Genomic DNA, 22,324 nt, shown 5'->3' on the forward strand with positions numbered 1-22,324 from the left:
CGTCGTTCAAATCCAGATAGGCACGAAACGCGCATAACGGCGGTACACCAATGCAGCCAGCACCCAGCCCGCCAACGCCATGATCGCCAGGTAGTAGAGAGTCAGTGGTTCGAGTGGTTCGCCCAATATGGGCGCGCGCACCACTTCAACCATGTGGTACAGGGGATTGAAGCGCGCAACGGTACCGCGGATGCTGTCCACGGGCATCGAATCCGCCTTCCAGACGATGGGCGTCAACAGGAAGGCGAACATGAAGATGTTGCCGATGAACTGGCTCAAGTCCTGGAAGCGCGCGCCGATGACGGCAAACAGGACTCCCACCCACAAGGTATTGGCCAGCACCAAGGGGAACGAGAGCAGGGCGAACACCAATCCTTCCCACCTGACCCCTGGATACAAGGCCAGTGCTATCACGACGACCGGGATGGAGGCTACGAAATAGAACAACGCCTTGGCCAGAACACGCAGTACGAAATCGGTCAGGCGGACATGCCCGTCCATGATGAAAGATCCTGCCGCGGTGAAAGCCGAGGTGGATTCGATGACCACGCTGCTGACCAGACGGAACAGGGTGTAGCCGAGCGCCATGTGCGCGGCGAACGCGACGATGCTCTGGTTCTGCATGCTGGCGAAAAAGCTGCCCATCCCCCAGACATAGATGATGGCCGGCGCCATCAGCCAGAAGATCCCCAGTCGCGATTGCCGGTAGCGGACCACGATGTCCAGCCAGCCCGACAAAGCCCAGAACTCGGGGTTGCGGATGCTTGCGGACAGATCCCGAAACAGATTACTCATCCACCACTCCGCGATCGGAGGGCCAGCGACCGACTGGCGCGACTCAGCCTGCAAGAAGGGCGCGGTGAAGCAAAGGTGGCCGCATCGGCAATCATCCTGCCAAGGCTTCCACAAGGTCGTCACGGAGATCGGAGACCGCTTCCACGCCCACGCTCAGGCGGACCAGGCCATCGGTGATCCCCAGCGCTTGGCGGCGCTCGGGCGGGATCGACGCATGGGTCATCACCGCCGGGTGGTTGACCAGGCTTTCCACTCCTCCCAGCGATTCAGCCAGGGTGAACAGATGGGTCTTTTCGCAAAGTGTTCTCGCGGACTCGAAACCGCCCTTGAGCACGATCGAAATGATGCCGCCGTACCCCTGCATCTGGCGCCCGGCCAGCGCGTGCTGCGGGTGCGACTCAAGGCCCGGGTAGATGACTTTCTCGATCGCCGGGTGCGCGACCAGGTACTCGGCCAGTGCCATCGCATTGCTGCAATGCGCCTTCATCCGCAGGTCGAGCGTCTTCAGTCCGCGCAACGCCAGGAAGCTGTCGAACGGTCCCTGCACCGCGCCGATCGAATTTTGCAGGAACGCCAGTTGCTCGGCCAGTTCGTTGTCGTCGCCGACCACGACCATGCCTCCGACCATGTCGGAATGGCCGTTGAGGTACTTGGTGGCCGAATGCACGACGATATCGGCGCCCAGCCGCAGCGGGCGCTGCAGGATGGGCGAGGCGAAGGTGTTGTCGACCACGACCCGCAAGCCATGCTTGCGGGCGATGGCGCAGACCGCCTCGATGTCGACGATCTTGAGCATCGGGTTGGTAGGCGTTTCTATCCACACCATTTTCGTACTGGGGCGGATCGCCGCTTCGAAAGCAGCCGGGTCGGTCAGGTCGACGAAACTGAAGTCCAGGCCGGCGCTGCGCCTGCGCACGCGTTCGAACAGACGATAGGTGCCGCCATAGATATCGTCCATGGCGATGACATGGCTGCCGCTGTCCAGCAGTTCCAGCAAGGTCGAGCTGGCCGCCATGCCGGAGGCGAAGGCGTAACCGCGGCTACCGCCTTCCAGTGCCGCCACGCAGCGCTCGTAGGCGAAACGCGTGGGATTGTGGGTGCGCGAATACTCGAAGCCCTGATGCACACCCGGACTGCTCTGGGCGTAGGTGGAAGTGGCGTAGATCGGCGGCATCACCGCCCCGGTGCTGGGGTCCGGCGATTGCCCGCCGTGTATCGCCAGTGTTCCGAGTGCGAACCCGGATTCGGCCGGGTCGACATTTGCAGAGGTATTCGACATGGAGGATTCCAAAATGGGGGCGGATTTTACCAGTTCAGCCTGAATGGCCTGTTCGCGCTCACTGCACCCTCCGGCGCAGGTAATTCAGCAGATCGATGCGGGTGATCAGGCCGAGGAAGGCATCGCCGTCGGTGACGATGGCGACCTGGCCGCGATCGAACACCGGCAGCAACGCCTCGATCGGCGACTTCACGTCCAGCCGGTCCAGCTTGCTGACCATGGCGGTGGACACCGGATCGCGGAAACGGTCCTCGTCGCCGTAGACATGCAGCAGCACGTCGCTCTCGTCGACGATGCCGACCAGCTTCTCGCCCTGCATCACCGGCAGCTGCGAGACGTCGTAAAGCTTCATGCGCTGGTAGGCGGTGGTCAGCAGGTCGGTCGGGCTGACCACCACCGTGTCCTTCTGGCTGTAGGGGCGCAGGATCAGGTCGCGCAGGTCGCCATGCTGGGCGCGTTCGATGAAGCCGTTGTCCAGCATCCAGTAGTCGTTGTACATCTTCGACAGGTACTTGTTGCCGGTGTCGCAGACGAACACCAGCACCTTCTTCGGCGTGGTCTGTTCCTTGCAGTACTTGAGCGCCGCCGCGAGCAGGGTGCCGGTGGAGGAACCGCCGAGGATGCCCTCCTTGGCCAGCAATTCGCGCGCGGTCAGGAAGCTTTCCTTGTCGCTGATCGCGTACGCCTTCTTCACCCGGGTGAAGTCGGAGATCTGCGGCAGGAAGTCCTCGCCGATGCCTTCCACCATCCAGCTGCCGGATTTTTCGCTGAGCGTGCCTTCGTTGATGTATTCGGTGAGGATGGAACCGACCGGGTCGGCCAGGATCAGCTCCACGTCCGGCGCATGTTCGGCGAAGGCGCGCGACAGGCCGGTCATGGTTCCGGAACTGCCGCAGCCGAAGACGATGGCATCCAGTTGCCCGTCCATCTGCCGCAGGATTTCCGGGCCGGTGCCGAATTCGTGCGCGGCCGGATTGTCGGGATTGCCGAACTGGTTGACGAAGAACGCGCCCGGGGTCTCGCTGGCGATGCGCGCGGCCAGGTCCTGGTAGTACTCCGGATGGCCCTTGGCCACGTCCGAACGGGTCAGCACGACTTCGGCGCCCATCGCCTTGAGGTTGAAGATCTTTTCCCGGCTCATCTTGTCCGGGACCACCAGCACCAGCTTGTAGCCCTTCTGCTGGGCCACCAGGGCCAGGCCGATGCCGGTATTGCCGGCGGTGCCTTCGACCAGGGTCGCGCCCGGCTTCAGCTCGCCGCGCTGCTCGGCGGCTTCGATCATCGACATGCCGATGCGGTCCTTGATCGAACCGCCGGGGTTGGAGCTTTCCAGTTTCAGGTACAGCTCGCAGATGCCGGCATCCAGGCGCCGGGCTTTGACGATCGGGGTCTCGCCGATGAGTTCCAGGACAGAAGAATGGATGGCCATGCAGGAAGTGCGCTCGCGTTCGGCTCGAAGAAGACCGCGATTATCGCATCCCGGGGCCCCGGGCTCCCGGCAAAGCGAAGCCCGCCGGAGCGGGCTTGCCGATTTGAGCGACACGTCCGAGTGACGCGGACGGCGACCGCCGACGAGGAGGAGGTCGCCGCCCGCGACAATGGAACGCGGGGGACGTCAGTGGGGTTTGGCGTCGTAGATTCGTATAAGTCGTTCTTTCGCCGCGAGTTTCTCGCGCTTCATCTGGCCCAGGGTGGTGTCGTCGATGGGCAGCACGCCGAGTTCGGCGTCGGTGACTTTCTTGTTCAATTCGCGGTGGCGCTGGTACAGCTGCTTGAATTCCGGATCGGCCTTGATCAGTGCTTCGATTTCGGTTTGCGGTTGTCCTTCGAACATGACGTTACCTCCTTCAGCGGAAATACGAACGCCCCGGCCTTTGCGGGCACGGGGCGTTGGCTTGGGAGCGGAATATCGGGCGGTGGCGGGCACATTCCCCAAAATCACCCGCACTGGCCTTTTGGCCGGGAGCGGTTTCCTCTGGGTTGTGGGTCGGCGTCATCGGCTCGATCCTCCGGTGAGCCAGGCGACGGAGGTCGCCTGGGTATACGACCCTACTCTTTGCAATCGACCCCGGCAAGCGTCCTCACAAGTGCTTGATTGGCTTGGGGAAGCCGGCCGCCCCAACCGGCCTCGAAGACCACCTGGAAGCCAGGCGCAGTCGTGTAACTTACTGTATTTATTTAATTTTCTACTGCGCGATGATCACGTCCACGGCGCGGCTACGGCTACCCTCGCCCTTGCCCGTCGACTGCAGCCGCGCCCTGGTCACGCCGGCCTCCTGCAAAGCATTGCGCACGCTGTCGGCGCGGCGCTGGCCCGGGGTCTGCTTGTCGCCGAAACCTTCGATCCTGGCCTTGGCCTTGGGATTGGCCTGCAGGTAGGCCGCCAGCGCGGTAATGCTGGAGGCGCCCGCGGCCGACAGGCCGGCCTGGCCGGCGTTGAAGGCGGTGGCGCCCAGGGTGAATACCTCCCCGCGGGTGTCGAACCTCGATGCCGGCAGCTTGGCCCCGGACATCAGCTCGGCTTCCTGACGGGCCAGTTGCGCTTCCTTCTGGCGCGCGGCGCTGAGCTTGGCGGTCTGCTGCCCGGCTACCGAGGCCAGCATGTCCTCCGCGTCCTGGCGGGCCAGCGACTCGGCCTCGGTGGCCTGGCGCAGGCGCTCGGCCTCCTCGGCCTGGATCTGGGCCTGCACGCGCAGGCGTTCGGCTTCCTGGCGCGCGCGCGCCGCATCGCGGCGGCTGGCCTGGATCAGCAGTTCGCTGCGGGTGCGGTCCAGGCGATCGGCCTCGCGTTGCGCCGACTCGGTGCGGGCCGCGGTTTCGGCGATCTCGACCCGGCGATCGGCGATATACAGGGCGCTTTCGCGCTGCTTGCCGCGCGCCTTGGCCAGCACGGCCACGGCCTGCTGCGCCTGCAGCCTTTCGTAGGCGGCGAACTCGACCAGTTGCGGGTTCGATTGCAACGCGGCCAGGCGCTGGTTCAGTGCCATCACCTCGGGGCGTTCGGCGGCCAGCGCCGGCAATGCGGCCAGCAACAAGGCGAATGCCATCGACTTCGTTTTCATCCTGCCTCTCCTTCGCCAAGGGTGCGTTGGAGTTCATCGATTTCCTGACGGCGCTGCTGCAGCCGGGCATTGGCCACGGCTTCCTCGCTGCGTGCGCGGGCCAGGTCGGCATCGACCGTAGCGCGCAGGGCGAGCCCGGGCGCGAGCTTGCGTTCGCGACGGCTGGCTGCCGCGGCCTGCGCCTGTTCCAGTGCCGCGCGCGCCGAAGCCAGCAGCTCGGGCGCGTACTGGTCCGCATCGGCCTGGCCGGCGCGATCGACCGCCTGTTGCGCGGCGGCGAGTTCCGGGGCAAGCGCGACCTGGGCATGCGACGGTGCGGCGAACGCGGCCAGCAGGGCGAAAGCGCCAACCGTCACACACAGGAATCGGCGGAATTGTGCGAAGCTACGATGCATAGGAGTGCCGTGGCGTAAAGGGGAATGCGCGGCCATTGTCGGAAGCCTGCGTCGCACATGCAAACGGTGCGCGCCATTGTTGGGGACCATCGCACATGGATATCGGCTATTTCCTGAAGCTGATGACGGAAAAGAACGCCTCGGACATGTTCCTGACCACCGGGGCGCCTGTCTACATCAAGATCGAAGGCAAGCTCTACCCCCTCGGCAACACCGGCCTGCCCGCCGGCATGGTCAAGAAGATCGCCTATTCGCTGATGGACGAAGGCCAGGTGCCGATCTTCGAGCGCGAACTGGAATTGAACATGGCCCTGGCCCTGCAGGATGCCGGCCGCTTCCGCATCAACGTGTTCAAGCAGCGCGGCGAAGTGGGCATGGTGATCCGCGCGATCCGCAGCGTGATCCCGTCGATCGAGGAACTGAACCTGCCGCAGGTGCTGAAGGACATCATCATGACCCCGCGCGGGCTGGTGCTGCTGGTCGGTTCGACCGGCTCCGGCAAGTCCACCTCGCTGGCCTCGATGATCGACCACCGCAACAGCACCACCACCGGCCACATCCTCACCATCGAGGATCCGATCGAATACCTGCACAAGCACAAGCAGTCGATAGTCAACCAGCGCGAGGTCGGCCTGGACACCCACGCCTTCCACAACGCGCTGAAGAACGCGATGCGCGAGGCGCCGGACGTGATCCTGATCGGCGAGATCCTGGATGCGACCACCATGGAAGCGGCCATCGCCTTCGCCGAGACCGGCCACCTGTGCCTGGCCACGCTGCACTCGAACAACGCCGACCAGACCATCGAACGCATCCTCAACTTCTTCCCCGAAACCGCGCACAAGAACGTGCTGATGAACCTGGCCCTGAACCTGCGCGCGGTGGTGTCGCAGCGCCTGGTCAAGGGCAAGGACGGGCGGCGCATTCCGGCCGCGGAAGTGTTGATCAATACGCCGATGATCCGCGACCTGTTGCGCCGCGGCCAGGTCCACGAGGTCAAGGCGGCGATGGAAGCCTCGTTGGAGGACGGCATGGAGTCGTTCGACCAGTGCCTGTTCCGCATGGTCAAGGAAGGCCGTATCGAGCAGGAGGAGGCGCTGCGCGCCGCCGATTCGCGCGACGGCCTGGCCCTGAAGTTCCGCCTGTCCGAGGGCAGCAGCGGCGAACACGATCCGTATGCCGACTACGACGCAGCCTCGACCGGCGCTTCGCCGCGGATCACCCAGGGATTCGGCTGAGAGGCTGAGAGCGGGGAGTCGAACAGCGAGACCGATCGATAGATCGCCCTCACTCCTCGCTCCTCACTCCTCACTCCTCACTCCTCACTCCTCACTCCTCGTTCCTCGTTCCTCAGTTTCCCGACTTATCGACCCAGCTCCGCCGCATCCGGTTGCCTGTCCGGCCGCGCCTCGATGAAGGCGGGCAATTCCAGGCAGGCCGCCTCGATCCGCGAGATGGTCGGGAATGCCGTCATGTCCACCTCGAAGCGGCGCGCATTGAAGACCTGCGGGACCAGGCAGCAATCGGCCAGTCCCGGTACCTGTCCATGGCAGAACGTGCCCGTCGCCGGATCGCCCTCCAGCAACGCTTCCATCGCCATGAAGCCTTCGCTTATCCAGTGCCGGACCCATTCGTCGCGCTCGGATTGCGGCACCCGCCAGGTCTGCTCGAAGTAACGCAGCACCCGCAGGTTGTTGAGCGGGTGGATGTCGCTGGCGACCAGTTGCGCCAGGCCGCGGACCCGGGCGCGGTCGCGCGCGGTCATCGGCAACAGGCGCGGCGAGGGCCAGGCCTCGTCCAGGTATTCCAGGATCGCCAGCGACTGGCGGATCACGCGCACGCCGTGCATCAGCGTGGGCACCAGCTGCTGCGGGTTCACCGCCGCATATTCGGGCTGGTGCTGTTCGCCGCCGCCACGGACCAGGTGCACCGGCAAGGTCTCGTAGTCCAGGCCTTTCAGGTTCAGGCCGATGCGCACGCGATAGGCGGCGCTGGAGCGCCAGTAGGAATAAAGCCGCAGTTGTTCGCTCATGCGGGACGCACCGGGCAATGGATGGCAATGGAAAAGCAGCTGTCGTGCATCGGTCCTGGCCCGTGTGCCACTGGGCTCACTTATGTGCCCGTAGCGCTGCTCAGGGCAAGGGCTGCTGTTCGATCCGCTGCTCGATCGCGCCAAAAATGAGACTTCCATCACTATTAGCCATCTCGATCCGGACCACGTCGCCGAATTTCATGAACGGCGTGCTCGGCTTGCCATCGCGCAGGGTTTCCACGGTGCGCTTCTCCGCGAAGCAGGAGGCGCCCTTGGAGGTGTCCTGGTTGGCGATGGTGCCGGAACCGACGATGGCGCCGGCCGACAGCGGCCGGGTCCTGGCCGCATGCGCCACCAGTTGCGAGAAGTCGAACTGCATGTCCACGCCGGCTTCCGGCGCGCCGAACCATTCGCCATTGATATGCGTCAGCAGCGGCAGGTGCACCTTGTTGGCGCGCCAGGCATCGCCCAGCTCGTCCGGGGTCACGAACACCGGCGACAGCGCCGAGCGCGGCTTGGACTGCAGAAAGCCGAAGCCCTTGGCCAGTTCGGCCGGGATCAGGTTGCGCAGCGACACGTCGTTGACCAGCCCGATCAGCTGGATGTGCGCGGCCGCCTGCTCCGGGGTGACCGCCATCGGCACGTCGTCGGTGACAACCACTATCTCCGCTTCCAGGTCGATGCCGTAGTCCTCGCTGACCACCCGCACCGGATCGCGCGGGCCGAGGAAGCCGGCGCTGGTGGCCTGGTACATCAGCGGATCGGTGTAGAAGCTTTCCGGCACTTCGGCGCCGCGCGCACGGCGCACGCGTTCGACATGCGGAAGATAGGCGCTGCCGTCGACGAATTCGTAGGCCCGTGGCAACGGTGCGGCCAGCGCGCCGAAATCCAGTTCGAACACGCCATCGGCATCGCCCGCGTTGAGCGATTCGGACAGGGCATTGAGCCGCGGCGCGGTATTGGACCAGTCCTCCAGCGCCTGCTGCAGCGTTGCGGCCACGCCGGCGGCGCGCACAGCGTGCTTCAGATCCCGCGACACCACGATCAGCGTGCCGTCACGGCCGCCTTCCTTCAGTGAACCGAGCTTCATCCGGACTCCAGATTTTTGGCGCTTCAGCGCAATGGTTTCAATTGTAATCGTTCCCCGGGCACCCGGCGCGCCAGCGTACTTGCCTTCGGGGCAGGCCTCCACCCGCACGGCGAGTGATGGGTTCGCCACGCGTTTCCCGGTTGTTGTGATCAAGCGCGGCGTGGTCGTCGTCCCGGAAGCGGGGGCGGGCCCGCCGGATCAATGGTCGAGGGCAAGGCCCTCTGCGACTGCGCGATACCAGTCATCCATCCGGAGCACGCCAATGAACACCAAGAATCTGCCTTTGCAACCCCGCCACCGCCTGTCCGCAGCACTGGGCATCGCGCTTTGCCTTGCCTTTTCCAATGCCACGTTCGCCGGCGAGACCTGCGACCTCGCCACTGCAGGCGAAGACGAAGGTGGTGCCAACGCCGCTGGCGCCGGCGCCACCGCCTGCGGCGCCGGCGCCAGCGCCAGCGGTGACAGTGCCACGGCTTACGGCGACTCCAGCCTGGCCTCGGGCGATGAAAGCACCGCCACCGGCCAGGGCAGCACCGCCACCGGCGGCATGTCCACGGCTACCGGGGCGTCAAGCTTCGCGACTGGGTTCGGCGCCACCGCGACTGGCGCCTACAGCTCGGCGACCGGATCCGGAAGCACGGCCATCGGCAACATCAGCCAGGCCGGCGGCGACTTCGGCACTGCCATCGGTGTGGGCAGCCAGGCTTCAGGCAACAACAGCACCGCCACCGGCGCATCCAGCGAAGCCACGGGCGAATACAGCACCGCCAACGGGACCGGCAGCAACGCTTCTGGGCTGATGAGCACCGCGGTCGGCGGCGCCAGCCAGGCCAGCGGAGAGAACGGCACCGCACTCGGTGCGCTGAGTCAGGCCAACGGCCAATACAGCACCGCGCTCGGCACCAACAGCCTGGCTACCGCGCAGAACAGCACCGCGGTCGGCGACGGCAGCGAGGCGCTGGCCATGGCCAGTTCCGCGATCGGCGCCGAAAGCAGCGCCGCGTCGTTCGCCGACGCCGCCTTCGGCGCCGTGGCCACGGCCAGCGGCGGATCGAGTACGGCGCTCGGGGCGTTCAGCTTCGCCAGCGGCAGTCACGCGATCGCGGTCGGATCTCAGAGCCTGGCCTCGGCCGACGGCAGCATCGCCATCGGCGTGCTGAGTTCGGCGAGCGGCATCGACAGCATCACGCTGGGTTCCGGGAGCCTGGCCAGCGGTCAGAACTCGGTGGCCCTTGGCACGAACTCGGTCGCCGACCAGGACGACACGGTGTCGGTGGGCAACGCCGGCAACGAGCGCCGGGTGGTGAACGTCGCCGATGGCGCCGCGGCCACCGATGCGGTGAACCTGTCGCAGCTGCAGGCGACGCTGGCCACGGCCAATGCCTACACCGACACCGCCGTCGCCACCGGCGGCACCGCGGCCAACGCCTATACCGACGACCGCGAAGCCGCGATCCGCAACGACATGGAGGCCGGCGATGCCGCCACCCTGGACGCGGCGGAAACCTACGCCGAGGCCGGCGACGCCGCGACCCTGAGCGCCGCCAACCAGTACACCGATACGCAGATCGCCAATCTGGTCGGCTTCGATGCGGGTGCGATCAACGGCCGCCTCGACGTATTGGAGGATCGTTTCGACGCCGTCGATCGCCGCATGGACCGGCAGGACGCGCGCATCGGCCGGGTCGGCGCGCTCAACGCCGCGATGATCGGCATGGCGGCCAGCGCGGCCGCGGTCGAAGAGGGACAGAGCCGGATCGGTTTCGCCGCCGGCGACTACAACGGCCATCAGGCGTTTTCCGTCGGTCTGCAACAACGCATCGGCAAGCGCGTCGCCCTCACCGTCGGTGGCGCCTTCAGCGGCTCGGAGCGCTCCACCACGATCGGCGTGGGCATCGGCTTCTGAGCGCAACCACGGGACCGGTGGCGGCCGCGTTCAACCGCGCCGCCGCCCAGCGACATCGCGTGATGGGTCCGGTTCCGTTTTTACGACTGTTACTTCAAGTGCGGCGTTGTCGTCGCCCCAGTCGTCGTGTCCCGGCATCGATCCGCGGATCGACGGCTCGCCTCCGGCGCAAACGCCAGTCAATCGAATCCTCATGGAGAACCTAGATGAAACATCCGAACATGATCACCGCGCGACGCCAGCGTCGCACCCTGGCCGTTGCCATCGCCCTGTGTTTCGCCGCCACCGGCACGGCCTGGGCGGGCGACGTTTGTGATTTCGAATCCGCCGGCGAAAGCGGTGGCACCGCAACCGCACCCGGAATCGAAGCGCTGGCCTGCGGCACCGGCAGCAACGCCGGTGGCACCTATGCCGTGGCGTTGGGACGCGATAGCGAAGCGACTGGAGTGTTCACCGTCGCGCTCGGCAACGGCAGCGTGGCCAGCGGCGCGCGCAGCATCGCGATCGGTTCGGGTTCCGTAGCCAGCCAGGAGACGAGCACGGCGGTAGGCATGGGAAGCAATGCGGTCGGTTACCACAGCTCCGCATTCGGAGGCAGCGCCAATGCGTCCGGCACGCATGCGACCGCGATCGGCGCCTACAGCGAGGCCAGCGGTGCCAGCACCACGGCCATCGGTGGCTGGCACGATGCCGACAACGATGGCATCACAGATGCTGGCGAGCTGACGCTCGCCTCCGGCGCCCGAGCCAGCGCTTTTGGCGCCGGCGCTCGCGCGACCGGCGTCGACAGCACCGCTACCGGCGTACAGAGCGTCGCCTCGGCCACCTTCAGCACCGCCACCGGCGCGCGCAGCAGCGCCACGGGCAGCGGCGCCACCGCCGCGGGCTACCTGAGCACGGCCAACGGCGCGGTCGCCACCGCCAACGGCTTTTGGGCCACAGCCAGCGGCGGCAACAGTTCGGCTTTCGGCGCCGAAACCGGGGCGAGCGGCGATTACGCCACCGCCGTTGGCTACCAGAGCGAGGCTAGTGGCCAAGTCGCGACCGCTATGGGCACGGGCAGCGTCGCCAGCGCAAGCTCATCGACCGCGATCGGCGGCAGCAGCACCGCCAGTGGCAGCGCCAGCACCGCGCTGGGTGTCGGTAGCGAGGCCAGCGGCCTGGGCAGTACTGCACTGGGCCAGGCCAGCGATGCCACCGGCGAGCACTCCACCGCACTCGGCGCCGGCAGCGACGCCAGCGGCCTGCGCGGCACCGCGCTCGGCATGCTGAGCCAGGCCAGTGGGGACAACAGCACTGCTGTGGGCCGCAACAGCCGGGCCAGTGGCACGAGCAGCACGGCATTCGGCGTGGACAGCATCGCCAGCGGCCAACTCAGCATGGCGCTGGGCTCGACCGCTGTCGCCACCGGTGATGCGAGCCTGGCGCTGGGCATGTCCAGTGCGACCACGGCCGATGCGACCAATGCGGTGGCGCTGGGTGCCAACTCGGTGGCCGACCAGGCCGACACCGTCTCGATCGGCAGTGCCGGCAGCGAACGCCGGCTGGTCAACCTGCTGGGCGGCGCGACGGACACCGATGCGGTCAACGTCGGCCAGTTGCATCCCTTCGCCACGGCGCTGGGCGGCGGCGCCAGCTTCGCCGGCGGCGTGTTCGCGGCGCCGACCTATTCGATCCAGGGCAGCGACTACCACGATGTCGGCAGCGCCTTCGCCGCGGTGGACACAAGGTTGACGGCATTGTCTGATCAGGTCGGCGCCCCTGGCCCGCAAGGTCCGGCAGGACCTGCAGGCCCACAGGGTCCAGCGGGACCGCAGGGGCCGGCCGGCCCGCAAGGCCCGGGAAATCCGCTGAGCGTGGCCTACGACGACGACGGCAAGGGCACCCTCACGCTGGAAGGCGCCGCAGGCACCGCGATCTCCAATGTCGCCGCAGGCGTCGATGCGACCGATGCGGTCAACAAGGGGCAGATGGATGCGGGCGACGACGCCACGCTCGATACGGCCACCGCTCATGCCGATGCCGGTGATGCGCAGACACTGTCGGCGGCCAACACCTATACCGACACCCAGATCGCCAGCCTGATCGGCTTCGACCCGAGTTCGATCAACGGCCGCCTCGATGCGCTTGAAGACCGCTTCGTCGACGTCGACCGACGCCTGCACCGCCAGGACAAGCGCATCGACCGCCAGGGTGCGATGGGCTCGGCCATGCTCAACATGGCGATCAACGCCGCCGGTTCGCAAAGCCCGCGCGGGCGCATCGCCGTGGGCGCCGGCTTCCAGGGCGGCGAGCAGGCGCTGTCGGTCGGCTACGGCAAGCGTGTGGGCAAACGCGCTTCGTTCTCGCTAGGTGGCGCCTTCAGCGGCAGCGAAAAATCGGCGGGCGTCGGCTTCGGCGTCGACTTGTAGCGCGATCACCCCGCCGTGAACCGTGGCACCTGGTGGCTGGACTCAATTCGGATCCGATGTCGGCCATCGTGCCAACCGGCATGGCGCGCTATCTCCGGGCGACACCGGCAGCGGTTGCGGACGTTCGACCGGCATCGGCTTCGGCCATGACCTGTGATGCCGCGATCGGGCATCGACGCTGTCGGTACGCGGGAGCGGAGACGTTTCGTCTCCGCTCCCTCTCTTCAATCCCGGTCCTCACCGGCGGCGGCGGCCAATGTCATCTTGAGCGCACTCAGTCTCTGCAGCACTTCCGCGCCGGCCACCATTTCCCTGTACAGCGGTCGTTCGGCCAGGCGCAGTTGCTCGTCGGCCGCGGGTCGGTCACCCGCCGCCGCCAGCGCTTCGGCATAGGGCACGCGCCATTGCGCGGTGGATGCGGCGTCCGCGGCGGTGTGAGACGTGGACATCGCAATGACGCCCCGCCAGAGCGCGACTGCCTCGTTCCAGTCGCGGCGGCGTTGCGCCAGCTCCGCCCGCAGGACCCGCGCACGCAGGTCCATGGCCGGCTGGCCTTCGAACGATGCCGGCAGCGATGCTTCGGCGGCATCGGTTTCGCCCTGCCAAGACAGCCATTCGGACCGCCGCAGCCGGGCGTCCAGAAACTCGGGCAGGCGCGGATCTTCATTCTCGTATTTCCGCCGCCATTGCAGCCACGTGTCCTCGAAAATGGCGCGGGCCTCGGGCATCCGCCGCAGCCGCATCAGCACACCGCCCAGATACTCCCGGGTTCGCAAGACCGCACGATCGTCGTCGGGCAGGCGCATGACGCGGATCGCCAGCGCGCGCCGGTATGTCTGCTCCGCAGTTACCCAGTCGCCACGCACCGCCAGTAGTGCCGCATAGGCGTTGAGCACCTGGCCGTAGTCCAGGCTGTCTTCGCCGCTCAGACGCTCGCTGGCCGCCATCGCCTGCAGCAGGTGTTCGCGCGCAAGCATGTAATCGCCCCGCTCCTGCAGCGCCATGGCCAGACGCATCCTGGCCTTGGCCACCTTGTCGCTGTCGATGCCGTAGAGGGCTTGCGCCAACTCGAGGTTCTCGCGCAGCAATGCGGTTGCTTCGGCAGGGCGTGCCTGCGCGGCCAGGGTGACCGCCAGTCCCTGCAGGCTGGACTGGACCGCGTCGCTGCGTCGATTGTGCTTGCGCCTGATCGCCAAGGCCTGCCGGTAATACGCCTCCGCTTTCGCGTTGTCGCCCATTTCGCGGTACAGAAGCCCGAGATTGTGCAGTGCGACGGACGTCTGCATGGCTGTCGATCCGAACAACTCGCGGCGCAATGCGAGGCTCTTTTCCAGCGCGCGGCGCGCTTGCTGGAGGTCCGCCTTCCTCAGCAGCGCCAGTCCAAGCATGTTGTAGGAATCGGCGAGCGACTCCGGTTCCGCACCGAACTCCTCGCGCAACGACATGGCCTGTCGCGCAACGGCCACGGCGTCGTCGCCGCGCATCTGGTTGCCCATCAACACCGACAGGTCGCCCAACGCCTCGGCGGCTTCGAGCGGGCGCCCCACTTGCCGGTCCTGATAGCCATCGGCTGCCTGGCGCAACAACCGCTCGGCTTGTTCCGGCGCACCAAGCCCCCGGTACGCCCTGCCCAGCACCAGGCGCAGGCGTGCCTGCATGGCCGGCGCATCCGTCAACTCGGCGTCGACGCGCGCCACACCCCGGTCAAGCACCTCGCGCGCGCTGATTTCCGCTGGATCGGCCGCGTCGCGCCCGGTTGTATTGTCGACACTGAAGGCTTCGACCAGGAAATCGCTGACCTGGCCCGCGACCACTGCCTCGTGTTCGGCGCGCGCACGCTCCACCACCAGGCGCCAGACAAAGACGGTGCTCAGCACCAGCAGCAGCGCGGCCATCGCGCTCTCGCGCCAATGCCGTTGCACGAAGCGACCCAACCGGTAGCGCACACTCGCTGCGCGCGCCGCGACCGGGCGCCGCGCCAGGTACCGCTCGATGTCGAGTGCAAGTGCTTCCACCGACGGATATCGCTGCACCGGCTCCAGTGCGCAGGCCTTGCCGGCAATCGCATCGAGATCGCCGGACAATCGTCGCCGCGCCCCATGCCCGGCCAGCGCGCTGGCGAGCGGCACCGGTTGCGCGAAATCGGTCAGCGCGCGGTCGATCCGCTTGCCCACGAGCAATTCCGTGAGCAGCACGCCGAGGCTGAATACGTCGCCGGCGACGCCGACGTAGGCTCCAGCGAGCAATTCGGGGCTGGCATAGGCGGGCGTACAGAAGCCGGCCGCATCCACATCCCCGCCGTCGCCCATCATCCGCGCGATGCCGAAATCCAGCAGTACCGGCTCGCTGGCACCGCGCACCAGTATGTTGCTGGGTTTCAGGTCGCAGTGGACGACCAACTGCTGGTGCGCGGCCTGCACAGCCCCGCAGATGCGCAGAAACAACCGCAAGCGCCCGCGCAGATCCAGCGCGTGCTGTGCGCAATATCGGTCGAGCGGCAGGCCATCGACGTATTCCATCACCAGGTAAGGCTGCCCCGCGGGCGTGGTGCCGCCGTCGTAGAGACGGGCGATGCCAGGGTGCTGCAGTTCCGCCAGGATTTGCCGCTCCGACGCCAGGCGCTCGGCGACGGCAGGGCCGGCGACAGTGCCACGCAACAGCTTGATCGCCACGCGCTGGCGGAACAGCTGGTCGACGCGCTCGGCGACGAACACCGTCCCCATGCCGCCACTGGCCAGGCGCTCGACCAGTTGCCAGGCGCCGAGGCGGTCGCCGGCCTGCAACTCGCTGGCCGGCAGCGCGGCCATCAATTCGCCCAAAGGTTGCAGCGCGCGGTTGAAACTCGCGGTCTGCGCCGCCAACAGCGACAAAGCCTCCTCGATCAGAGCGGGATCGTCGCTCAGCTCACCCAGGCGCTGCGACCATTGCGTCGACGGTAGTTCGCAGACCGCGTCGAACAACCGCCGCAATTGTTGCCAGCGCTCCGCCTCCATGACCGGTTCTCCCCTGTGGTGACACGATTGGCTAGGCCAATTGCTGGTTCAGCCAGGCCCGCGCGAAACGCAGGTCGCGCTCCACGGTAGGCACCGATATCCCCAGCACGCAGGCGATGTCGCGCTGTTCCATGCCGCCGAAGTACGCCATCTCCAGTCCACGCGCGGCACGCTCGTCGTGGCCGGCCAGGCGTTCGAGGGCCTGGTGCAACGCCAACACGTCGTAGTCCACGTTCTGTCCCGACTCGCGCTCGGCATGCGAGAGCGTGAGCATGGCGACGTCGCCACCACGCTTTTCCGCGGCTCTGGCGCGCGCATGGTCGACCAGCACGGCGCGCATCTTCAGCGACGCCAAGGCGAAGAAATGGGCCCGGTCCTCCCAGTCTGTATCGTTCCCGAGCAACCGCAACAGCGCCTCGTTGACCACAGCAGTAGGCTGCAGCGTGCGGTTATCGCGGCCGCGACCCAGCCGCGCTGCGGCCATGCCGCGTAATGTGTCGTAGACCTCTTCCAGCAATCGATCCCGCGCGAGAACGTCGCCACCGCGCCAGCCATGCAGCAATCCGGTCAGATCCTCACTCACGTCTTCGCTCCATCCGGCAGACGGGTGGTTTGCGACCCTCTGCGCCCGATCATAGCCGAAAGCGCATCCGGCACCCCGCGCCCTCGGTGAACCCGGTGCTTTATCCCTCTCGCTGCTTACCAGCTCACGGAGCGTCGCCCTGGAACCCGCCGGCACGATAGGTCAGCACCAGCGTATCGCGATAACCGTAGTCGCCGAGCGGTTGGATCGGGGTGGATTCGTGGATCACGCGCTCGTCGTCAAGCAACATCAGGGTCCAGGGCTCGGTCAGGGTGAAGCGCTGGCCGTCCGGACCAGTGGCGTCGAACACCCGGGTTTCGCCGCCGCTGATGCCATGCCGGTCGACCAGCAGCACCGCCACGAGATCCACGCCGTCACGATGCGCGCCTTCCGGCGTGGGCCGGCCGATGCCGTCGGTGGTATCGATGCGGAACTGATGGGCCTCCACGTACCAGGGCTGCGCGCCCTTCAGCCCGGTGCAGACGTCGGCCAGGGCCTGGAGCAATCGTGTCCACGCCGGCTGCGCGATCGTATCGGCCTGCATCGGCTCGAACCAGCGGCGCATGCCGCCATGCAGGGCGTTGTATTCCTCGGACTGCCAATGGGCCCGATGCGGCGCCTGGACCAGCTTGCCGCGGTCGGAAACGAAGCAGGAATGCCGGCGCTTGCGATAGTTGCCGCCATCCTTCAGGTAGCGATCCGGCTGCAGATCGTCCCAGGCCGGTTTCAGCTCGTCCAGCGCCTGCGGTCCGAAGCCGCACAGGGCCGCCACGCCGGCCGGCGCCAGCACCGCATAGCCACGTCCGCGCAGTTGCGGAAGCAGGGCTGCCGGCTCGATGAAGGGGGGAAGGAAGGTGGCGACCATCTTTCAGTTCACTCCCAGCGGAACATACCCTGCGGAACACGCCCATATGAAGCATGGGCCGGAAAAGCAAAAAACCCGCGCGGGGCGGGTTTCTGCTGCCGGGGCGTGTTGCCTGCCCCGGCGATGATGACGTGCGACTTCGAAGTGGCTGCCCCGGATGGATTCGAACCACCGAATGCCTGAGTCAGAGTCAGGTGCCTTACCGCTTGGCGACGGGGCAACAGGTACTTCGTAAAAGTAACGCCTTGTAGAACCTTGCCGATTAACGCTTCGAGAACTGGGTGGCGCGGCGTGCCTTGTGCAGGCCGACCTTCTTGCGCTCGACTTCGCGCGCATCGCGGGTCATGAATCCGGCCTTGCGTAGTTCGGTCTTCAGCGTTTCATCGTATTCCACCAGCGCGCGGGCGATGCCCAGGCGGATGGCGCCGGCCTGGCCGGTGGTGCCGCCGCCAGCGGCGGTGACCATGATGTCGAAGTTTTCGGTGTTCTTGGTCAGCTCCAGCGGCTGGCGCACGATCATGCGCGCGGTCTCACGGCCGAAGAACTCGTCCAGCGGACGGCCATTGACGCTGATGGCGCCGGTGCCCTTGCGCAGGAACACGCGGGCGGTGGAGGACTTGCGACGGCCGGTGCCGTAATTCTGGGTAATTGCCATGATCAGATATCCAGGACTTGCGGCTGTTGAGCGGCGTGCGGGTGATTGGGGCCTGCGTAGACCTTGAGCTTGCGGTACATCTCGCGGCCCAGGGTGTTCTTCGGCAGCATGCCCTTGACCGCGATCTCGATCACGCGCTCGGGGTGGCGCTCAAGCGCCTGGCCCAGGGTCTCGGTCTTCAGGTTGCCGATGTAGCCGGTGAAGCGGTGATACTTCTTGTCGGCCAGCTTGTTGCCGGTCACGTGGATCTTCTCGGCATTGATCACCACCAGGTAATCGCCGGTATCGACGTGCGGGGTATAGACGGGCTTGTGCTTGCCGCGGAGGCGGCGGGCCAGCTCGGTGGACAGGCGACCGAGGGTCTTGCCTGCGGCGTCGACGAGGTACCAGTCGCGCTGGACGGTCTCGGACTTGGCGCTAAACGTATTCATGAAGGAGCTCGATGTTGTTTGGTCGGGCTGATTCCGGCAGGGAAATCCCCGCGGAACTTTGCCTCGCGTTGTGAATGGCGGAACACAAGAGCGGGAATTGTACGGACCCGTTCCCTGCATTGCAACCCGGAACAGGGCGCCCTCGCAGCATGAGCCCGGCCCGGCAAATGGATCGGCGGCTGCGGGAGCGGCGTCCCGCCGCGAGCTTTTGGCGTATCCACAGCCCATAACAAAAGCTCGCGGCGGGACGCCGCTCCCACGAGGCCATGTTCCAGCCATTACCGTTATTCCAACCCAATCGCTGACTGGGCCTGCGCAAGGCGGCACAATACGGTCATGACCTCCTCCCGCGCTCTTACTCCCCTCGATCGGCTGCTGGTCGACGCCCAAAACGCCCTGGGCACCCTGGCCGGCAGGCCCCTCGCCCGCCGCCCCAACCCGGCGGCGGCCACGCCGGAAGTGGAACTGGACGACCGCGAGCGCCGCCATGCCGCCGGTCTGATGCGGATCAACCACGTGGGCGAAGTCTGCGCCCAGGGCCTGTACTTCGGTCAGGCCGCCGTCGCCCGCGATGCGCAGACCCGCCAGCACCTGATGGAGGCGGCGCAGGAAGAAACCGATCACCTGGCCTGGTGCGCCGACCGCCTGCAGGAGCTGGACAGCCGGCCCAGCGTGTTCAACCCGCTCTGGTACGCCGGCAGCTATTCGCTCGGCGTGCTTGCCGGCCTGCGCGGCGATGGCTGGAACCTGGGCTTCGTGGTGGAAACCGAACACCAGGTCGAAGCGCATCTGGAGGAACACCTGCAGACCCTGCCGGAAGCCGACCTGCGCAGCCGCGAGATCCTCAAGGTGATGAAGGCCGACGAGTCCCGCCATGCCGAACGCGCCGAACAGGCTGGCGCGCGCCTGTTGCCGCAGCCGATCCCCGCGCTGATGGCGGCCGCTTCCAACTTCATGAAGGCCGTGGCCTACCGGCTCTAGCGACCCTGGCAGCTCGCGCAGGAGCGACGTGAGTCGCGACCGAACGCCTGTTGCTTTTCATTCGCGACTCACGTCGCTCCTGCATCTGCGGTTCAAGCGGGCGAGAACAGCTTCAGCCCGACCACGCCCGCCACGATCAGCGCGATGCAGCCCAGCCGCGCAGGCGAGGCGCTTTCCGAAAAAAGAATCACACCCAGCGTGGCCACGCCCACCGCACCGATGCCGGTCCAGATCGCGTAAGCCGTGCCGACCGGAATCGTGCGCAGGGCCTGGGTCAGCAGCCACAGGCTGATGCCCGCGGCGACCACCGTGCCCGCGCTGGGCCACAGCCGGGTGAAGCCTTCGGTGTATTTCAGGCCGATGGCGAAGCCGATCTCGAACAGGCCGGCGAGCAGCAGGTAAACCCATGCCATGGTGGTTCTCCTCAGTTTGAGTGGTGCGGAAAGCAAAAACGGCCCGGGGCTTTCGCCACGGACCGTCGTCGGTCTTGTCGTCGCAGGATATCGGATCCATGCGCGCGGGTCGTCCCGCCTGTTTCATAAGATCGCAGGATAACCCCGCGATTCCGAATCCCGCGTAACCCAGGCGCAAGCTCCCGGCTTTATTCGACCAGGTTGCGCCCGTGGAACAGCTCTTCGATCTCGCGCTTCAACAGCGCCTCGATCTTCATGCGCTCCTTGAACGACAGGTTCTTGGCCTTTTCCTCGAACAGGTACTGGTCCAGGTCGAAGTCCTTCAGATGCATCTTGGTGTGGAAGATGTTTTCCTGGTAGACGTTGACGTCGAACATCTCGTAGCGCGACTTGATGTTCTTGGCCAGGAAGTCCTGGATCGAATTGATCTTGTGGTCGATGTAATGCTTCTTGCCCTTCACGTCGCGGGTGAAGCCGCGCACGCGGTAGTCGGCGACCACGATGTCGGACTCGAAGCTCTCGATCAGGTAGTTCAGCGCCTTCAGCGGCGAAATCACCCCGCAGGTGGCCACGTCGATGTCGGCGCGGAAGGTGGCGATGCCGTGCTGCGGATGCGTTTCCGGATAGGTGTGGACGGTGATGTGGCTCTTGTCCATGTGCGCGACCACGGCGTCGGAAATGATCTCCTTGCCGGCCAGCTTCTTGTCGATCACCGGTTCCTCGGAGATCAGGATCGTCACCGAGGCGCCCTGCGGATCGTAGTCCTGGCGGGCCACGTTGAGGATGTTGGCGCCGATGATCTCGGCCACGTCGGTCAGGATCTGGGTCAGCCGGTCGGCGTTGTATTCCTCGTCGATGTACGCGATATAGCGCTGGCGCTCCTCTTCGGAAACCGCGTAGCAGACGTCGTAGATGTTGAAACTCAGTGCCTTGGTCAGGTTGTTGAACCCTTGCAGCCTGAGGCGCGGAAGCGGTTTGACCACGGCAATGATCCCTCTGGGGAAAGCGGCGAGGGGCGCGATTATGCGGCAATTGGGGTGACAGCGAAATGTCCGGCTGGCCGGTGTTTGCCGTTGCGCACGTATTCAGACTAAGCTTAATGAATCCTCAAGCTTGAAATCCCCCGATGAGCCTAGGTACCCCGATTTCCAATCCCGCCCGTATCGCGTCCAGCCCGCTGACGCCCGATGCAGCTACTATCGAACGCTTCCTGGCGCATTGCCATCGCCGCCGCTATCCGGCGCGGGCCGACGTCTTCCGTCCCGGCGACCCGGCAGGCACCCTGTATTACGTGGTCAGCGGCTCGGTCAGCATCATCACCGAGGAAGAGGACGACCGCGAGCTGGTGCTGGGTTATTTCGGCACCGGCGAATTCGTCGGCGAGATGGGCCTCTTCATCGAATCCGACCGTCGCGAAGTGATCCTGCGCACCCGTACCCAATGCGAACTGGCCGAGATCAGCTACGAACGCCTGCACCAGCTGTTCGCCGGCACCCTGGCCGCCGATGCGCCGCGTCTGCTCTATTCCATCGGCTCGCAGCTGTCGCGCCGCCTGCTGGACACCAGCAGGAAAGCCAGCCGCCTGGCCTTCCTGGACGTCACCGACCGCATCGTCCGCACCCTGCACGACCTGGCCCGCGAACCCGAAGCCATGAGCCATCCGCAAGGCACCCAGTTGCGCGTCTCGCGCCAGGAACTGGCCCGCCTGGTCGGCTGCTCGCGCGAGATGGCCGGACGCGTGCTGAAGAAGCAGCAGGCCGATGGCGTGCTGCATGCCCGCGGCAAGACCGTGGTCCTCTACGGCACCCGCTGACCTCACCGGGTTTGGGGATCGGAAAAGGCGGGCTTCGGCCCGCCTTTTCCTTGCGCGAATATCCGCGTTTGTTCCCGTAGGAGCGGGCCTTGCCCGCGATGCTTTTCATTTCAGACACCAAGAGCAAGAGCATCGCGGGCAAGGCCCGCTCCTACAAAGCCGGCTCTCGCCTGCATCCTGATACTCGGGTATCTTCGGCCCGCCCCCTTGACCGAGGTTTCCGCATGCAATGCCCCAAGTGCGCCGGCACGATGGAACGCATCACCCACCTGGCCTGGCATGCCCAACGCTGCACCGAGTGCAGGGGCCTGTGGTTCGACATGGGCGAATACGAACACTTGAAGAATTACGCCGAGGAAATCGACGTCGGCGATGCGCGCCGCGGCGAGGCCAGCAACGAGATCGATCACATCGCCTGCCCGGCCTGCGCCGGCCACCGGCCGCTGATCCGTATGGTCGACCCGCAGCAGCCGCACATCTGGTTCGAGAGCTGCAAGAACTGCTACGGGCGTTTTTACGATGCCGGCGAATTCCGCGACTTCGCCGAACACGATTTCCACGACCTCATCCTGGACTGGAAGGCCAAGCCGCGGGATTGAACGTGGGGTGGGCCAAGGCCC

At 66.1% G+C, this 22,324-nt stretch carries 21 protein-coding genes and 1 tRNA gene; 6 read left to right on the plus strand and 16 right to left on the minus strand.

The window, feature by feature from the left end; translation table 11 throughout:
* Window positions 1–6 precede the first annotated feature (6 nt).
* From CSC74_RS12340 to CSC74_RS12365, 6 genes are all read right to left on the minus strand, one after another.
* Complete coding sequence (locus CSC74_RS12340) at window positions 7–795, minus strand: ABC transporter permease (protein WP_162314785.1); 789 nt, start codon at window positions 793–795, stop codon at window positions 7–9.
* A gap of 91 nt (window positions 796–886) precedes the next feature.
* The gene (locus CSC74_RS12345; protein ID WP_162314786.1) at window positions 887–2,074 is read right to left on the minus strand and encodes a cystathionine gamma-synthase; all 1,188 of its coding nucleotides are present in this window, start codon (window positions 2,072–2,074) and stop codon (window positions 887–889) included.
* A 58-nt stretch (window positions 2,075–2,132) separates the two neighbouring features.
* Entirely contained in the window at window positions 2,133–3,503 is a 1,371-nt protein-coding gene (locus CSC74_RS12350) for a pyridoxal-phosphate dependent enzyme (RefSeq protein WP_162314787.1), read from the minus strand.
* 186 nt (window positions 3,504–3,689) lie between these two features.
* Window positions 3,690–3,908, minus strand: a complete 219-nt coding sequence (locus CSC74_RS12355; RefSeq protein ID WP_162314788.1) for an HP1242/YdcH family protein — start codon at window positions 3,906–3,908, stop codon at window positions 3,690–3,692.
* 352 nt (window positions 3,909–4,260) lie between these two features.
* A complete protein-coding gene (locus tag CSC74_RS12360) occupies window positions 4,261–5,136 on the minus strand; it encodes an OmpA family protein (RefSeq protein WP_162314789.1) in 876 nt (291 codons plus the stop codon).
* The gene (locus CSC74_RS12365) at window positions 5,133–5,531 is read right to left on the minus strand and encodes a DUF4398 domain-containing protein (protein WP_162314790.1); all 399 of its coding nucleotides are present in this window, start codon (window positions 5,529–5,531) and stop codon (window positions 5,133–5,135) included. The genes CSC74_RS12360 and CSC74_RS12365 overlap by 4 nt, the downstream gene beginning before the upstream one ends.
* Window positions 5,532–5,626: 95 nt before the next feature.
* Between CSC74_RS12365 and CSC74_RS12370 the strand changes: the two genes are divergently transcribed.
* The gene (locus CSC74_RS12370) at window positions 5,627–6,769 is read left to right on the plus strand and encodes a PilT/PilU family type 4a pilus ATPase (RefSeq protein WP_162314791.1); all 1,143 of its coding nucleotides are present in this window, start codon (window positions 5,627–5,629) and stop codon (window positions 6,767–6,769) included.
* 125 nt (window positions 6,770–6,894) lie between these two features.
* Here the strand turns inward: CSC74_RS12370 and maiA are convergent, their stop codons facing one another.
* Both maiA and CSC74_RS12380 read right to left on the minus strand, forming a co-directional pair.
* Complete coding sequence (gene maiA, locus CSC74_RS12375) at window positions 6,895–7,563, minus strand: maleylacetoacetate isomerase (RefSeq protein ID WP_162314792.1); 669 nt, start codon at window positions 7,561–7,563, stop codon at window positions 6,895–6,897.
* Window positions 7,564–7,663: 100 nt separating this feature from the next.
* Complete coding sequence (locus tag CSC74_RS12380) at window positions 7,664–8,653, minus strand: fumarylacetoacetate hydrolase family protein (protein ID WP_162314793.1); 990 nt, start codon at window positions 8,651–8,653, stop codon at window positions 7,664–7,666.
* A 262-nt stretch (window positions 8,654–8,915) separates the two neighbouring features.
* On the opposite strand from CSC74_RS12380, the gene CSC74_RS17675 reads away from it, so the two are divergent.
* Both CSC74_RS17675 and CSC74_RS12390 read left to right on the plus strand, forming a co-directional pair.
* Window positions 8,916–10,559, plus strand: a complete 1,644-nt coding sequence (locus CSC74_RS17675; protein WP_162314794.1) for a YadA-like family protein — start codon at window positions 8,916–8,918, stop codon at window positions 10,557–10,559.
* A gap of 206 nt (window positions 10,560–10,765) precedes the next feature.
* Window positions 10,766–12,970: a YadA-like family protein gene (locus CSC74_RS12390; protein WP_162314795.1), complete on the plus strand. Its 2,205-nt coding sequence runs from the start codon at window positions 10,766–10,768 to the stop codon at window positions 12,968–12,970.
* 224 nt (window positions 12,971–13,194) lie between these two features.
* Here the strand turns inward: CSC74_RS12390 and CSC74_RS12395 are convergent, their stop codons facing one another.
* The 6 genes from CSC74_RS12395 to rplM all read right to left on the minus strand — a co-directional run bounded on the left by CSC74_RS12395 (window position 13,195) and on the right by rplM (window position 18,497).
* Window positions 13,195–15,963 carry a serine/threonine-protein kinase gene (locus CSC74_RS12395; RefSeq protein ID WP_162314796.1) on the minus strand — a complete coding sequence of 923 codons (2,769 nt, stop codon included), beginning with the start codon at window positions 15,961–15,963 and terminating at the stop codon, window positions 13,195–13,197.
* Between the two features lie 31 nt (window positions 15,964–15,994).
* Entirely contained in the window at window positions 15,995–16,546 is a 552-nt protein-coding gene (locus CSC74_RS12400; RefSeq protein ID WP_162314797.1) for an ECF-type sigma factor, read from the minus strand.
* A gap of 124 nt (window positions 16,547–16,670) precedes the next feature.
* The gene (locus CSC74_RS12405) at window positions 16,671–17,411 is read right to left on the minus strand and encodes a 2OG-Fe dioxygenase family protein (RefSeq protein ID WP_162314798.1); all 741 of its coding nucleotides are present in this window, start codon (window positions 17,409–17,411) and stop codon (window positions 16,671–16,673) included.
* Between the two features lie 145 nt (window positions 17,412–17,556).
* A tRNA-Gln gene (locus CSC74_RS12410) sits at window positions 17,557–17,631 on the minus strand.
* A gap of 42 nt (window positions 17,632–17,673) precedes the next feature.
* Window positions 17,674–18,066, minus strand: coding sequence for a 30S ribosomal protein S9 (rpsI, locus tag CSC74_RS12415; protein ID WP_162314799.1), 393 nt, complete (start codon window positions 18,064–18,066; stop codon window positions 17,674–17,676).
* Window positions 18,067–18,068: 2 nt separating this feature from the next.
* Window positions 18,069–18,497 carry a 50S ribosomal protein L13 gene (gene rplM / locus CSC74_RS12420; protein WP_162314800.1) on the minus strand — a complete coding sequence of 143 codons (429 nt, stop codon included), beginning with the start codon at window positions 18,495–18,497 and terminating at the stop codon, window positions 18,069–18,071.
* A gap of 336 nt (window positions 18,498–18,833) precedes the next feature.
* Between rplM and coq7 the strand changes: the two genes are divergently transcribed.
* The gene (gene coq7 / locus CSC74_RS12425; protein WP_162314801.1) at window positions 18,834–19,478 is read left to right on the plus strand and encodes a 2-polyprenyl-3-methyl-6-methoxy-1,4-benzoquinone monooxygenase; all 645 of its coding nucleotides are present in this window, start codon (window positions 18,834–18,836) and stop codon (window positions 19,476–19,478) included.
* 92 nt (window positions 19,479–19,570) lie between these two features.
* On the opposite strand, the gene sugE is transcribed toward coq7, so the two are convergent.
* Together sugE and speD are read right to left on the minus strand one after the other, a co-directional pair.
* The gene (gene sugE / locus CSC74_RS12430; protein WP_162314802.1) at window positions 19,571–19,891 is read right to left on the minus strand and encodes a quaternary ammonium compound efflux SMR transporter SugE; all 321 of its coding nucleotides are present in this window, start codon (window positions 19,889–19,891) and stop codon (window positions 19,571–19,573) included.
* 188 nt (window positions 19,892–20,079) lie between these two features.
* Window positions 20,080–20,874, minus strand: a complete 795-nt coding sequence (gene speD, locus CSC74_RS12435; protein ID WP_162314803.1) for an adenosylmethionine decarboxylase — start codon at window positions 20,872–20,874, stop codon at window positions 20,080–20,082.
* Window positions 20,875–21,017: 143 nt separating this feature from the next.
* Between speD and crp the strand changes: the two genes are divergently transcribed.
* Both crp and CSC74_RS12445 read left to right on the plus strand, forming a co-directional pair.
* Window positions 21,018–21,704: a cAMP-activated global transcriptional regulator CRP gene (gene crp, locus CSC74_RS12440; RefSeq protein ID WP_162314804.1), complete on the plus strand. Its 687-nt coding sequence runs from the start codon at window positions 21,018–21,020 to the stop codon at window positions 21,702–21,704.
* Window positions 21,705–21,928: 224 nt separating this feature from the next.
* Complete coding sequence (locus tag CSC74_RS12445; protein WP_162314805.1) at window positions 21,929–22,303, plus strand: TFIIB-type zinc ribbon-containing protein; 375 nt, start codon at window positions 21,929–21,931, stop codon at window positions 22,301–22,303.
* Window positions 22,304–22,324 lie beyond the last annotated feature (21 nt).

The sequence above is a fragment of the Pseudoxanthomonas yeongjuensis genome (assembly GCF_010093345.1).
Taxonomy (GTDB): Bacteria; Pseudomonadota; Gammaproteobacteria; order Xanthomonadales; family Xanthomonadaceae; genus Pseudoxanthomonas_A; species Pseudoxanthomonas_A yeongjuensis.

Bases quoted from the DNA above. Each gene is read 5' to 3' on its own strand.
- CSC74_RS12340 (WP_162314785.1), bottom strand. From the start codon at position 795: ATGAGTAATCTGTTTCGGGATCTGTCCGCAAGCATCCGCAACCCCGAG.
- CSC74_RS12345 (WP_162314786.1), bottom strand. From the start codon at position 2,074: ATGTCGAATACCTCTGCAAATGTCGACCCGGCCGAATCCGGGTTCGCA.
- CSC74_RS12350 (WP_162314787.1), bottom strand. From the start codon at position 3,503: ATGGCCATCCATTCTTCTGTCCTGGAACTCATCGGCGAGACCCCGATC.
- CSC74_RS12355 (WP_162314788.1), bottom strand. From the start codon at position 3,908: ATGTTCGAAGGACAACCGCAAACCGAAATCGAAGCACTGATCAAGGCC.
- CSC74_RS12360 (WP_162314789.1), bottom strand. From the start codon at position 5,136: ATGAAAACGAAGTCGATGGCATTCGCCTTGTTGCTGGCCGCATTGCCG.
- CSC74_RS12365 (WP_162314790.1), bottom strand. From the start codon at position 5,531: ATGCATCGTAGCTTCGCACAATTCCGCCGATTCCTGTGTGTGACGGTT.
- CSC74_RS12370 (WP_162314791.1), top strand. From the start codon at position 5,627: ATGGATATCGGCTATTTCCTGAAGCTGATGACGGAAAAGAACGCCTCG.
- maiA (WP_162314792.1), bottom strand. From the start codon at position 7,563: ATGAGCGAACAACTGCGGCTTTATTCCTACTGGCGCTCCAGCGCCGCC.
- CSC74_RS12380 (WP_162314793.1), bottom strand. From the start codon at position 8,653: ATGAAGCTCGGTTCACTGAAGGAAGGCGGCCGTGACGGCACGCTGATC.
- CSC74_RS17675 (WP_162314794.1), top strand. From the start codon at position 8,916: ATGAACACCAAGAATCTGCCTTTGCAACCCCGCCACCGCCTGTCCGCA.
- CSC74_RS12390 (WP_162314795.1), top strand. From the start codon at position 10,766: ATGAAACATCCGAACATGATCACCGCGCGACGCCAGCGTCGCACCCTG.
- CSC74_RS12395 (WP_162314796.1), bottom strand. From the start codon at position 15,963: ATGGAGGCGGAGCGCTGGCAACAATTGCGGCGGTTGTTCGACGCGGTC.
- CSC74_RS12405 (WP_162314798.1), bottom strand. From the start codon at position 17,411: ATGGTCGCCACCTTCCTTCCCCCCTTCATCGAGCCGGCAGCCCTGCTT.
- rpsI (WP_162314799.1), bottom strand. From the start codon at position 18,066: ATGGCAATTACCCAGAATTACGGCACCGGCCGTCGCAAGTCCTCCACC.
- rplM (WP_162314800.1), bottom strand. From the start codon at position 18,497: ATGAATACGTTTAGCGCCAAGTCCGAGACCGTCCAGCGCGACTGGTAC.
- coq7 (WP_162314801.1), top strand. From the start codon at position 18,834: ATGACCTCCTCCCGCGCTCTTACTCCCCTCGATCGGCTGCTGGTCGAC.
- sugE (WP_162314802.1), bottom strand. From the start codon at position 19,891: ATGGCATGGGTTTACCTGCTGCTCGCCGGCCTGTTCGAGATCGGCTTC.
- crp (WP_162314804.1), top strand. From the start codon at position 21,018: ATGAGCCTAGGTACCCCGATTTCCAATCCCGCCCGTATCGCGTCCAGC.
- CSC74_RS12445 (WP_162314805.1), top strand. From the start codon at position 21,929: ATGCAATGCCCCAAGTGCGCCGGCACGATGGAACGCATCACCCACCTG.